This window comes from Kitasatospora sp. NPDC093806, from assembly GCF_040683335.1.
Classification (GTDB): Bacteria; Actinomycetota; Actinomycetes; order Streptomycetales; family Streptomycetaceae; genus Kitasatospora.
On sequence record NZ_JBFBDO010000001.1, the window covers coordinates 115157 to 127592 of the forward strand.

General features: G+C 73.9%; 10 protein-coding genes. 4 read left to right on the forward strand and 6 right to left on the reverse strand.

The features are described from left to right. Positions 1-134: 134 nt before the first annotated feature. Entirely contained in the window at positions 135-1013 is an 879-nt protein-coding gene (locus AB0N76_RS00525) for a sterol desaturase family protein (protein WP_363551984.1), read from the reverse strand. 196 nt (positions 1014-1209) lie between these two features. Then, positions 1210-2199 (reverse strand): AsnC family transcriptional regulator, encoded by a 990-nt coding sequence (locus AB0N76_RS00530; RefSeq protein ID WP_363551986.1) that lies wholly within the window; start codon positions 2197-2199, stop codon positions 1210-1212. Between the two features lie 129 nt (positions 2200-2328). Here AB0N76_RS00530 and AB0N76_RS00535 point away from each other — a divergent pair, with 129 nt between their 5' ends. After that, positions 2329-3849: an MFS transporter gene (locus AB0N76_RS00535; protein WP_363551988.1), complete on the forward strand. Its 1521-nt coding sequence runs from the start codon at positions 2329-2331 to the stop codon at positions 3847-3849. 60 nt (positions 3850-3909) lie between these two features. On the opposite strand, the gene AB0N76_RS00540 is transcribed toward AB0N76_RS00535, so the two are convergent. Further along, a complete protein-coding gene (locus tag AB0N76_RS00540; protein ID WP_363551990.1) occupies positions 3910-5211 on the reverse strand; it encodes a class II 3-deoxy-7-phosphoheptulonate synthase in 1302 nt (433 codons plus the stop codon). Between the two features lie 193 nt (positions 5212-5404). On the opposite strand from AB0N76_RS00540, the gene AB0N76_RS00545 reads away from it, so the two are divergent. Further along, positions 5405-6919, forward strand: coding sequence for an anthranilate synthase component I family protein (locus AB0N76_RS00545; protein WP_363551992.1), 1515 nt, complete (start codon positions 5405-5407; stop codon positions 6917-6919). Beyond that, a complete protein-coding gene (locus AB0N76_RS00550) occupies positions 6916-7536 on the forward strand; it encodes an aminodeoxychorismate/anthranilate synthase component II (RefSeq protein ID WP_363551994.1) in 621 nt (206 codons plus the stop codon). Before AB0N76_RS00545 ends, AB0N76_RS00550 begins: the two co-directional genes overlap by 4 nt. Here AB0N76_RS00550 and AB0N76_RS00555 read toward each other — a convergent pair. Next, on the reverse strand, positions 7430-8884 hold the full coding sequence (locus AB0N76_RS00555) for a PLP-dependent aminotransferase family protein (protein ID WP_363551996.1): 1455 nt from the start codon (positions 8882-8884) through the stop codon (positions 7430-7432). The two genes, AB0N76_RS00550 and AB0N76_RS00555, sit on opposite strands and share 107 nt — an antisense overlap. Before the next feature lie 171 nt (positions 8885-9055). Here AB0N76_RS00555 and trpD point away from each other — a divergent pair, with 171 nt between their 5' ends. Continuing rightward, a complete protein-coding gene (gene trpD, locus AB0N76_RS00560) occupies positions 9056-10105 on the forward strand; it encodes an anthranilate phosphoribosyltransferase (protein WP_363552233.1) in 1050 nt (349 codons plus the stop codon). Positions 10106-10183: 78 nt separating this feature from the next. Here trpD and AB0N76_RS00565 read toward each other — a convergent pair whose 3' ends face one another. Continuing rightward, positions 10184-11152, reverse strand: a complete 969-nt coding sequence (locus AB0N76_RS00565; RefSeq protein ID WP_363551998.1) for a TauD/TfdA family dioxygenase — start codon at positions 11150-11152, stop codon at positions 10184-10186. Between the two features lies 1 nt (position 11153). Then, complete coding sequence (locus AB0N76_RS00570) at positions 11154-12422, reverse strand: cytochrome P450 (RefSeq protein ID WP_363552000.1); 1269 nt, start codon at positions 12420-12422, stop codon at positions 11154-11156. Positions 12423-12436: the final 14 nt, after the last annotated feature.

Consider the following 12436-nt stretch of genomic DNA (forward strand, 5'->3'; position numbering starts at 1 on the left):
CCGCGCAGGGGGACAGCGGCCGCGCACCGGTTCCCGGGCAGGCCGGAAACCGGGTCGGCCGGAGGGACGAGCCGGTGGGGAGGGGTCTTGAAAGGCGAAGCGGGTGGGCCAGGCGGGTGGGCCGGGCCGGGGCGTCAGGTCGGGCGGGTGGGCGAGTCGTCGGCCAGGGTCGGCCTCCGCCAGGCCTGGAGATGGCTGGCGACCACCTCGGCGGTGGCCGGGAAGTCGGCCGGGTCCACCAGCCCCACCGCGGCCGGCCGGCGGCCGGGCCGCCAGGTGAAGCTGCCGAACGCGTGGTCCCAGACCGAGAGGTCGGAGCCGTAGTGACCGGCCTCCGCGAGGTCGGTGCTGTGGTGCAGCCGGTGCTGCTCCGGCCCGGCGAGGACGTGGTTGAGCACGCCGAGCCGGACGTCGATGTTGGCGTGCACGAAGTAGCCCTGGGCGACGACGAACAGGCCCACCACGAACACCGCCGGCACCGAGAACCCGGCCAGCGCCAGCGCGAGTTGGACGACGCCCTGGGTGAGCAGGACGTCCAGCAGGTGGTTGACGCCGTTGTTGCCCACGTTCACCTTGTCGGGCACGTGGTGCACGCCGTGCAGCCGCCAGAGCCGGGGGCTGGTGTGGCACCAGCGGTGGATCAGGTAGTTGGCGAGCGAGCCGAGCAGCAGCGCGGCCGGGATCTCCACCCAGAGTGGCAGGGCCGGACGGGGTGGCGCCAGCCAGCCGACGACGGCGGCCACCGGCACCTGGGACAGTGCCCCGCCGATCATCGTCAGCACGAAGTAGACGCCGTACCAGCCCCACTCGCGCCCGCTCGGCGACCATTCCGGTTCGTACGGGATCAGCCATTCCAGCAGGGCCATGTAGGCAATGGTCCCGATCAGGAAGAGCTGGCTCACCCGACCCAGGTCCCAGCGCAGGCGCAGGGTCGCGACCGATATGGCCGCCAGCATGAACAGCAGGGACGGGTACGCGACATGACGCAGCACGGTTCGAAGCTGCCCGTCCATGACGTCCCCCTTCGCAGTCCACATCCGAACGATCACCGAAAGTGTTCGTTCCGATACTAAGGGCGCCCGGAAGGCATGGCGAGCTATTTTCGGCAGAATTCGCACGATGCTTAATTTGTCTGATGATAGGTAGACAAACTATCTGCCAGAAGGCATGTGATTCCGGCCAATATGCCGAGAGAAAAGGGTTATTCGATCAGCGGATCATCACTCCGGAGCGCTTGACGCTCCGGAGCACCGGCGCCGTCTCCAGCCCGCCGACCCCCTCCAGGGCACCCAGCCGCTCCGTCAGGTAGTCGTAGAACGCCTCGATGTCCCGGCAGACCAGCCCCGCCACCAGGTTGGTCGGCCCGGTGGTCGCCGCCACGAACCCCACCTCCGGCTGCTCCGCCATCGCCCGCCCCACCGCCGCCAGCCGGCCCGGCGCCACCGTCAGCCAGCAGAACGCCTCGATCTCGAAGCCCAGTTGCCGGGTCTCCACGTCCACGTCGAAGAACAGCAGCCCGTCCGCCACCAGCGCGGCCAGCCGCCGGCGCACCGTCGCCTCCGAGGCCCCGGTCCGGGCCGCCAGCTCCGCGAGCGGCGTCCGCCCGTCCACCGCGAGCGCCGCCAGCAGCGCCCGGTCCAGCTCGTCCGGCGTCACCGACATCACCGGCGCCGCCGTCGGCGCCCCCGCCACCGCCGCCGCCGCCGCGCGCAGCCGGCCGACCTGCTCCGGGCTCAGCGCCGAGGTCCGCCCGCTCCACGCCACCGGCCCGCCGACGTACGTGCGCAGCAGGTAGTGCGCGCTCACCGCGAGCACCCGCGGCGTCCGGGGCAGCTTCCCCAGCAGCAGCTCCGCCCGCTCCGGCCGGACCTGCGAGCGGGCGTTGCAGACGATCTCGCCGCCGGACAGCAGGCTCACCCAGGAGGTGTCCGGCCGCCGGGCCAGCGCCTCGGCGATCGCCGTCGCCGCGTCCGGCACGCAGCGGATCCGGGTCAGCCAGTCCACCTCGCCGAGCCGCCGGGCGTCCGTCCGGCCCACCACCCGCACCACCCCGGCGGCGCGCAGCCGCTGGTAGCGGCGGGCCACCGTCTGGTCGGACACCCCGAGCACCTCGGCGATCCGCCGGAACGGCGCCCGGCCGTCCACCTGCAGGGCGTGCAGCAGCGCCCGGTCCAGCCCGTCCAGCGTCACGGTTTCCATCACCCGGATGGTAGGCGGTGTCGGATTCCGTCGGAACCGCCCGCCCGGGCGGCGCACCGGTCGCCCCAGGGCCGAGAGTGACGGGGCGTCCGGTCGCACGGGCCGGGACGGAAGCGGAGGAGCACGGGGATGGGAACGGGGACGGGGATGCGGAAGTGGGGGCCGCTGGTCGCGGTCAGCCTCGGGGTGTTCATGCTGCTGACCGACGTCAGCATCGTGATCGTGGCGCTGCCGGACATCGGCGCCGGGCTCGGCATGGACTTCGACGGCCTGCAGTGGGTGCTCGACGGCTACGCGCTGGCCCTGGCCGCTTTGCTGCTCGGCCTCGGCGCGGCGGCCGACCGGGTGGGGCGGCGCCGGGTCTACACGGCCGGCCTGGTGGTCTTCGCGCTCGCCTCGCTGGGCTGCGGGCTCGCCCCGGACGGCGGCACCCTGGTGGCCGCCCGGATCGTCCAGGCGGGCGGCGGCGCGGCGATGTTCGCCACCGCGATGGCCCTGCTCAACCTCGCCTACCAGGGCCGCGACAAGGCGGTGGCGTTCGGCGTCTGGGGCGCCGTCAGCGGCGCGGCGGCGGCGGTCGGGCCGGTGGCCGGCGGACTGCTCACCGAGTACCTGGGCTGGCGGTCGATCTTCCTGGTCAACCTGCCGGTGGCGGTCGTCGCGGTGGTCCTCGCCCGGCGCACCCTGCCGGAGTCCCGCGATCCCGGGGCGGGCCGGCTCGACCTGCCCGGCGCCGTCGCGTTCACGCTCGCGGCCGGCGCGGCGGTCCTGGTGCTGATCCGCGGCGGCGCGGACGGCTGGACCTCCCCCGCGGTGCTCGGCGCGGCGGCGGTCGCGGTCGCCGCGCTCACCGCCTTCCTGCTGATCGAGCGACGCGCCGCGCACCCGCTGCTGGACCTCGCGCTGTTCCGCCGACCGGCCTTCACCGGGGTGCTGCTCTGCGGCGCCGTCTACTCCGCCGCCGCGTTCTCCTACCTGCCGTACACCTCGCTCTGGCTCCAGTCGGTGCTCGGCCGGGGGCCGATGGCCGCCGGGCTCACCCTGCTGCCGATGAGCGTCACCGCCTTCCTGGTCTCCGCCGTGGCGGGCCGCCGGCTGGCGGGCCTGCCGACGGCGGTGCCGCTGGCCGGCGGGCTGGCGGTGATCGGCCTCGGCGGGCTGCTGCAGACCGGTCTGGACGCCTCCTCGGGCTGGGCCGCCCTGCTCCCCGGGCTGGCCCTGACCGGGCTCGGCGTCGGCGCGGTCAGCCCGGTCCTCGCCGCCGCCGCGATGGCGGCGGTGCCGCCGGAGCGGGGCGGGATGGCGGGCGGCGCCCTCAACACCTTCCGCCAGCTGGGCCAGGCCCTCGGCATCGCGGTGTTCGGCCTCGTCCTGCACCGGGGCCTGCGCTCCGCGCTGACCGGCCACCCGGACGCCGTCGCCGACCCCGCCGCCACCGCCCATGCGCTGAGCGCCGGCCGCCCCCAGCCGGGCCTGCCCGAGGACCTGCTCCGCACGGCCTTCGCCACCGCCCTCGACCACACCCTGCTGACCGCCGCCACCACCGCCCTGGTCGGCGCCGCCCTGGTGGCCCTCCTCCTCCGCCCCCGCCCGGTCCCGGCGACTGCGGAGCCGGTGCCGACCGCCGCCCGGACCCCGGCTCGACGGTAGGAACCCGGTGCCGCCCGGCGCACTGCGGCCGGGCGGCACCGGGTTCCAAGGCGACCGCGGTCAGGCGGGGCGGGTGGCGCGGTAGAGCTCGGCGAGGCGGAAGGCGAGGTCCAGGGACTGGCCGTGGTTGAGGCGGGGGTCGCAGGCGGTCTCGTAGCGGTGGCGCAGGTCCTCCGCGCGGACCTCGTACCCGCCGCCGATGCACTCGGTGACGTCGTCCCCGGTGAGTTCGACGTGGATGCCCCCGGGGTGGGTGCCGAGCGCGTGGTGGACCTCGGTGAAGCCGACCACCTCGTCGAGGACGGCGTCGAAGCGCCGGGTCTTGTGGCCGCTCGGCGCGGTGAAGGTGTTGCCGTGCATCGGGTCGCAGACCCAGCAGACCCGGGCCCCCTCCGAGGCGACCTTCTCCACCAGGGTCGGCAGCACGTCCCGGACCCGGTCCGCGCCGGCCCGGACCACGAAGGTCAGCCGGCCGGGCTCGCGGGCCGGGTCCAGCTTGTCGAGCAGCGCGAGCACCGTGTCCGGGTCGGCGGTCGGGCCGAGCTTGACCCCGATCGGGTTGCTGATCCGGGAGAAGTAGGCGACGTGCTCGCCGTCCAGCGCCCGGGTGCGCTCGCCGATCCAGAGGAAGTGGGCGCTGGTGGCGTACTCCCGGCCGGACTCGGTGCTGCGGGTCAGCGCCTCCTCGTACTCCAGCAGCAGGCCCTCGTGCCCGACGAAGAAGTCCGCGGTGCTGAGCTCCCGGGTGTCGACGCCGCAGGCCTGCATGAAGTCGAGCGCCTGCTCGATCTCGTCGGCGAGCCGCTCGTAGCGCTCCCCGGCCGGGGAGCCGGTGACGAAGCCCCGGTTCCAGTCGTGCACCTGGCGCAGGTCGGCGAAGCCGCCGCCGGTGAGGGCGCGGACCAGGTTGAGGGTGGTCGCCGAGGACTCGTACATCCGCAGCAGCCGCTCCGGGTCGGGCCGGCGGGCCTCGGCGGTGAACTCGCGCCCGTTCACGGCGTCGCCGCGGTACGAGGGCAGGGTGAGCCCGTCGCGCTGTTCGACCGGGCTGGAGCGGGGCTTGGCGTACTGCCCGGCCATCCGGCCGATCTTCACCACCGGCACGGCAGCGGCGTAGGTGAGGATGACGGCCATCTGCAGCAGGGTTCTGAGTTTGCCGCGGACCGCCTCCGTCCCGGTGGTCTCGAAGGTCTCCGCGCAGTCGCCGCCCTGGAGCAGGAAGGCCTCGCCGCGGGCGACCGCGGCCAGTCGGCGGCGCAGCTGGTCGCACTCGTCGGCGAACACCAGCGGTGGGGCGGCGGCCAGGCGCGCGGTCACCGCGCGCAGCGCCACCTGGTCGGGCCAGTCCGGCTGTTGGTTCATCGGTGCTTCTCCGTCCACGGTCGTAAGCCACGGTCGAGCATCGGCGGATCCACTTGAATTCACCGTCGCCGCACGGGTCAAGCGGAGGCCGAGTGGACCGCACCGGTGCCCCGGGATTGGTCTGGTCGCCCGGACCGGCGAACTGTTGTGCTGTCCACCGGTCACCGCTCAACCGAGACGGAACGGAGCTTTCATGGCCACGCCGGACTGGACGCCGATCACGGTGCGGGTCACCGCGAGCGAACTGCCGCCGCACGACCCGCTGGACCTCTACACCGGCCTGCGCCGCACCCTGGCGGAGCGGGACGTCTTCCTCTTCGAGAGCGTGGACGGCGCCGCCGCCGACCTGCGCTCGGCCACCGTCGGCTTCGGCCGGCTGGGCGAAATCCGGGTGTACGACGGCCATGTGGACGTCGACGGCCTGCCCGCGCTGGGCGCCGCACTGGCCGCCGCGGCGCCCGGGATCGGGCTGTCCGTCGCCGCCGACCCCGAGCCGGGGACCACCCGGCTGCTGTTCACCGCCCCGGGCCAGCTGTGGAGCCTGCTCGCGCGGGCCCAGCAGGCGTTCCGGGTGGACACCGGACTGCCGTCCTCCGACTACGCGTTCGGCTTCCTCACCACCTTCTCCTACGAGTCGACCTGGCTGATGGAGACGCTGCCGCCGCGCACCAAGGAGCCCAACGGCCCGGAGGTCACGCTGACCCTGTTCCGGGACGTGGTCCGGTACGACCTGGTGACCGGCCTGGTCCACCACCTCACCGCGACCGGCCCCGAACTGCCCGCCGCCGCCGAGCCGGTGGACGTCCCGGCGCTGGCCCGGACGGCGGCCGCCGCCACCGCCGCGCCGGCCGGGGTGCCCGCGGCGCCCGTCCCGCTGTCGGTGCGCGACAGTGTGGACCGCAAGACCTTCCTGGAGTGGGCCGAGCGCTGTCTGGAGCACATCCGGGTCGGCGACATCTACCAGATCCAGATCGGCCACCGGATCGACGTGGAGACCGCGTTGACCCCGGTCGAGGTCTACCGGCGGCTGCGCGGCCGCAACCCCTCCCCGTACATGTACCTGATGCCCCGGGCCGACCGGATGCTGATCGGCGCGAGCCCCGAGCTGTTCCTGCGGATCGAGGACGACGAGATCACCATGCGTCCGATCGCCGGCACCACCCGGCGCGGCCCGGACGAGGCGGAGAACGCCCAGCGCATCAAGGAGATGCGGGAGAGCGTCAAGGAGCAGGCCGAGCACATCATGCTGGTCGACCTGTGCCGCAACGACCTCGGCCGGGTCTGCGTCCCGAACACCCGGCCGGTGGAGAAGCTGATGGCGGTGGAGAGCTTCTCGCACGTCTTCCACCTGGTCTCGACGGTCGGCGGCACCCTCACCGAGGGCACCGACGTCTGGGACGCGGTCAAGGCCACCTTCCCGGCCGGCACCATGTCCGGCGCGCCCAAGAAGCGGGCCTGCGAGATCATCGACTCGCTGGAGCGGGAGCCGCGCGGCGCCTACGCGGGCGCGGTGGGCCTGGTGGACGTCCGGGGCTGGGCCGATCTGGCGCTGTGCATCCGGACCATCGAGTACGACGGGCGGGTGTACTCCAGCCAGAGCTCGGCCGGCATGGTCGCGCAGTCCCTCCCGGAGGCGGAGTGGCAGGAGACGCTGGCCAAGCTCGCGGCCGCCTACTGGGCCCTGACCGGTGAGGAGCTGACGGCATGAAGGTGCTGTTGATCGACGCGTACGACAGTTTCGTCCACATCATCGACCAGTACCTGCGGACGCTGGGCGCGGACACCACGGTGGTCCGTTCGCTGACCCGCACGCCCGAGGAGCTGGCCCTGCTCGACCCGGACGCGGTGGTGCTCGGGCCCGGCCCCGGGCACCCGTCCGACTCCGGCCACGTCGAGCTGGTGCACACCTTCGCGGGCCGGGTCCCGCTGCTCGGCGTCTGCCTCGGACACCAGGCGATCGCGCTGGCGTACGGCGGCCGGGTCGAGGTGGCGGACCAGGTGATGCACGGGCGCACCAGCACCGTGCGGCACGACGGGGCCGGGCTGTTCCAGGGCCTGGGCCACACCCTGGAGGTCGCCCGGTACCACTCGCTGATCGTCTCCGAGCCGCTGCCCGATGAGCTGGAGACCACCGCCACCGCGACCGACCACGGCTATCTGATGGGTCTGCGGCACCGCGAACTGCCCATCGAGGGCGTGCAGTTCCACCCGGAGAGCATCATGACCACCGGCGGCCTGCAGATGCTGCGGAACTTCCTGGACGCGGGCTCGCCGACGGCTCGAACCAGTGCCCGACCGATCCCAGGTGGCGTACGGCTTCGGTGAGCGCCGAACGCGGCAGGTGGGCGTGGCCCACCACCAGGGCGGGCGCGTCCCACGGCCGCCGGACGTGGAAGCCCGCCGCGCCGCGCACCAGCACGGAGCGGCGCAGCGCCCCGGCCACCAGCGCCGCCTCGTCGGTGCCCGGGGGCAGCCGCAGGTAGGCGTGCAGTCCGGCCCGGGCGCCGAGCACGGTGGTGCCGGGCAGGTGCTTGCGGACCGCCTCCACCAGGGCCTCCCGGCGGCTGCGGCACAGCGTGGTGATCCGCCGCAGGTGGCGGTCGAAGAGCCCGCTGCGGAGCAGTTCGGCGAAGGCCAGCTGGGTGAGGCTCTCGGTGCCGAGGTCGTGCCGGGCGCGGTGGCGCAGCAGCGGGCCGAGCAGCTGCGGCGGCGCGGCCACCCAGCCGAGCCGCAGGCCGGGGGCGAGCGTCTTGCTCGCGGTGCCCGCGTACACCACCCGTTCGGGGTCGAGCCGTTGCAGGGCGAGCGGGCGGCCGCCGCGCTCGTACCAGAGGCCGCCGTCGTAGTCGTCCTCGATCACCCAGCCGTCGACCTCGCGCGCCCAGGCGGCGAGGGCGGCGCGGCGGGCCGGGGTGAGGCCGACGCCGGTGGGGAACTGGTGGGCCGGGGTGACCACGACCGCCCGGACGCCGGTCCGGGCCAGCGCGTCGACGTCGATGCCGTCCTCGTCGACCGGGACCGGCACCGGGCGCAGCCCGCTCTCCCGGACGAACTGCCGCTGCCCGGGGTGGCCCGGGTCCTCCATCCCGAGCTCGGTGATGCCGAACTGCGGCAGCACGCCGCAGAGCAGTCCGAGCGCCTGGGCGAAGCCGGAGACCACCAGCACCTCACCGGGCGTGGTCCGCACCCCGCGCGCCCGGCCGAGGTAGCGGGCGAGTTCGATCCGCAGCTCGGCCATGCCGGCCAGCGGCGGGTAGGCGTGGCTCTCCGGGCCGGCCCCCTGGAGGGCGCGCTGGTAGCAGCCCAGCCATTCGCGGCGGGGGAAGGCCGGGGTGTTGCCCGCGCCGGGGCGCAGGTCCCAGCGGACGGCCGGGACCCAGCCCTCGTCGAGCAGGGCGGGCACCACGGCGCCGCTCGCCGGCAGGTGGTCGACGACCCGGGTGCCGGAGCCCTGGGCGGCCTCCAGGTAGCCCTCGGCGACGAGTTGGCCGTACGCCTCGACCACCACGCTGCGCGACACGTCCAGATCGCTGGCCAGCCGGCGGCTGGACGGTAGTCGGGTGCCCGGATGGAGCACGCCGGCGGCTATCTCGTTCTTGATGAACTGTTGGATCTGCGAGGTCAGGGAGTCGTCCGAACTCCGTTCGACCTCCAGGGCCATCTGCAGGCTCATCGTCCTCGTCCTCTCGAAGGTCCGCTCGAAGGTCCACCCGAAGTGGACCGTACGTCCGGTGGGGCATTGGTCTGGAAGGGTCTACCCGCCGCTGCGCAGACTGGGCGGGAGAGATACGGCACAGATCGGCAGAGACCCGACCGGGCGAGGGCCCGGCACCGTTCGAGGAGGATCCCCGTGGCGTCCGTGCCCGCGAACCCCACCTGGCCGCAGCTGATCGGCGCCCTGCTGGACGGCAGGGACCTGTCGGCGGAGCAGACCGCCTGGGCGATGGACGAGGTGATGTCCGGTGCCGCCGGGCCGGCCCGGGTGGCCGCGCTGGCGGTCGGCCTGCGGGCCAAGGGCGAGACGGTGGCCGAACTGGAGGGGCTGGTCCGGGCGATGTACCGGCACGCCCTGCCGCTGGACGTGGCCGGGCCGGCCGTGGACATCGTCGGAACCGGCGGCGACGGCTCGGACAGCGTCAACGTCTCCACCATGTCGGCGCTGGTCGCGGCCGGGGCCGGGGCCCGGGTGGTCAAGCACGGCAACCGCTCCGCCTCCTCCGCGTGCGGCTCCGCCGACGTGCTGGAGGAGCTCGGGGTGGGCCTGGACCTGCCGGTGGCGCGGGTCGCCGAGCTGGTCGAGGAGGTCGGCATCACCTTCTGCTTCGCGCCGGTGTTCCACCCGGCGCTGCGGCACGCCGCGCCGACCCGCAAGGAGCTGGGCGTGCGGACGGTGTTCAACCTGCTCGGCCCGCTGGCCAACCCGGCCCGGCCGGCCGCGCAGGCGGTGGGCGTCGCGGACCTGCGGGCGGCCCCGCTGCTCGCCGGGGTACTGGCGCGCCGCGGGGTGAGCGCCCTGGTGTTCCGCGGCGACGACGGGCTGGACGAACTCACGGTCTCCACCACCTCCACCGTCTGGTCGGTCGCCGACGGGGAGGTGCGGACCGAGTCCTTCGATCCGCGCGACCTCGGGATCGCGCCGGCCGCCCCCGAGGCCTTGCGTGGCGGGGACCGGGTCCACAACGCCGCGGTGGCCCGGGCGATGCTGGACGGTGCGCCCGGGCCGGTGCGCGACGCCGTGCTGCTGTCGGCGGCGGCCGGGCTGGCCGCGCTCTCCCCCAGTGTGCGCCCGGTGACCGAGCGGCTGGCCGACGGGTACGCGCGGGCCGCCGAGGCCGTCGACTCCGGGGCCGCCGCCGACGTGCTCAAGCGCTGGACGGCCGCCGCCCAGGCATAGGGCCTGTCTCCACACCCCCACCTGCCGGGCGTGTGAAGACAGGCCCTGAGGGCCGGAGGCGGCGGCACGCGGGGCGCGTCAGGTCATCGAGACCAGGACGCGGCGCGCCCCGGTGTAGGCCTCGCGGCCGTGCAGGACCCGCAGGTTGTCGACGACCAGGAGGCTGCCGTCCTGCCAGGGCACCGAGAGCCGGTGCCGCCGGGCGGCCTCCCGGACCTTCGCCAGGTCCTCGTCCGGGATCGGGCTGCCGTCCCGGTAGGTGACCCAGTGCGGCAGGTCGTCGGTGCTGTCGATGAGCGACAGCAGCGTCCCGGCCTCACCCTCGGGCAGGTTGGACGGGTGCCACTGGTCGGCCTGGTTGAACCAGACCGGCCGGCCGGTGACCGGGTGCTCCAGGATCCCCTGCCGGTGCTGGATCACCCGCAGCCCGCCCTCCGGGGTCCAGGCGAACTCGGCCTCGGACTCCCGCAGGAAGCCCTCCACCTCCACCCGGTCCTCGGTCTCGAAGGTGGCCTGCCAGGACTTGCCGAGGCCGTAACCCCCGTGCAGGTACTGCCGGTAGGTCACCCCGGCGGCGAACCGGGCCCGCAGCTCCGGGTCCAGCGCGGCCAGCAGCGCCGCGCCGTCGCACACCGGGGTGGCCCCGCCGGTCTCCGCCGCCAGCAGGCAGCCGAAGAACAGCCGGCGCGGCCAACTGTGCGCGTAGGAGAGCTCGTTGTGCAGCGAGATCTCGAACCGCGCCGGGTACTCGGTGGAGGTGAAGACCCCGTCCGAGACGGCCACCCGCGGGGTGTTGCCGCCCCGGTAGCTGCGGATCAGCCGGTCGCCGAACCGGTCGACGGCGGCGTGGAACTCCTCCGCGTCGGCGATCCCGAGGCCGTGGATCATCACCGCGCCGTGCTCGGCGAGCAGTTCCTCGGCCCGCAGCCGCAGGCCCTCCGCCCCGTCCGCCGCGCCCGGCCCGCCGGCCGGGGCGGCCCACAGGACGCCCATGGTGGTCCCGCCGGCCACTCTGAGCTCTTCGCGGTACTCCTGGTCGGTCGTCATGTCAGCGGGCTCCTTCGGCGGTCAGTTCGACGGGCAGGCCGCTGTATCCGGCGACGAAGTTGGAGAAGAGCCGGGTCGGCGGGCCGAGCACCTCGACCCGGGAGACCATGCTGCGCAGCGAGTCCAGCACGGCGTTCACGTGCACCTTTCCGAGGAAGGCGCCGATGCAGTAGTGCGGGCCGTGGCCGAAGGCGACGTGCTTGTTCGGGTTGCGGCCGAGGTCGAAGGCGAACGGGTCGTCGAAGACCTCCTCGTCGAAGTTGGCCGAGCTGTTCCACAGCGTGACCACGTCGCCGGCCTTGATCACCTGGTCGCCCACAGGCACGTCCACCAGCGCGCGGCGGCCGAAGTGCATGGCGGGGGTGGTCCACCGCAGCACCTCCTCGACGGCGCTGTCGACGGTGACCGTGCCCTCCTTCAGCGCCCGCCACTGGTCGGGGTTCTCGGCGAGCGCGATCAGCCCGCCGATCGCGGACATCCGGCTGGACTCGTCGCCGCCGAGGATCAGGCTGTAGCAGTTGAGGACGACCTCCTCCTCGCTCAGCGGGCGGCCGTCGACCAGCCCGGTGACCAGCGCGCTGAGCACGTCCTCGCCGGGGTTGCGGCGGCGCTCGGCGGCCAGCTCGGAGAAGTACAGCAGGATCTCGTTGCGGGCCAGCAGCTCCTCCAGCTCGCTGTCCTCGGAGCTGTGCCGGGACAGCGTCTGGGTGTTCCACTCGACCAGCTGCGCGCGGTCGGCGAGCGGGATGTCCATCAGGTCGCCGATGGTGTTGATCGGGATGTGGTCCGCGACGTCGGTGACGAAGTCCAGCCGGCCGCGCTCCAGGACCTCGGTCATCAGCTCCCTGGTCCGCCGGTGCACGCCCTCGACCACCGGGGCGAGCACCCGCGGCGCGAAGGACTTGAGCATCAGGTTGCGGATGTCGCGGTGGCGCGGGCCGTCGGTGACGGCGAGCATCTTCCCGGAGGCCGAGTCCTCGCCCTGCAGCAGGGTGGTGAGCACGTTGCCGGTCTCGGAGGTGAACTGCTTGTTGTCGCGGTAGACGGTGAGCAGGTCCTCGTACCGGGAGAGCACCCAGAAGCCCTTCCCGCCGGGCAGCGGGTGCCAGTGCACCGGGCTCTCCGCCCGGAACCGCCGCCACATCGCGGTCAGGTCGACGTCGAGGAAGGTCTGCGGGTCGGTGAGGTCGAGGTCGGTGAGTTCGACGTCGGCCGGGTCCGGCGGACCCGACACCGGGGCGGTCGGGTCCGACGTCCGCTGCATGGTCATGGCTTACTCCCAGT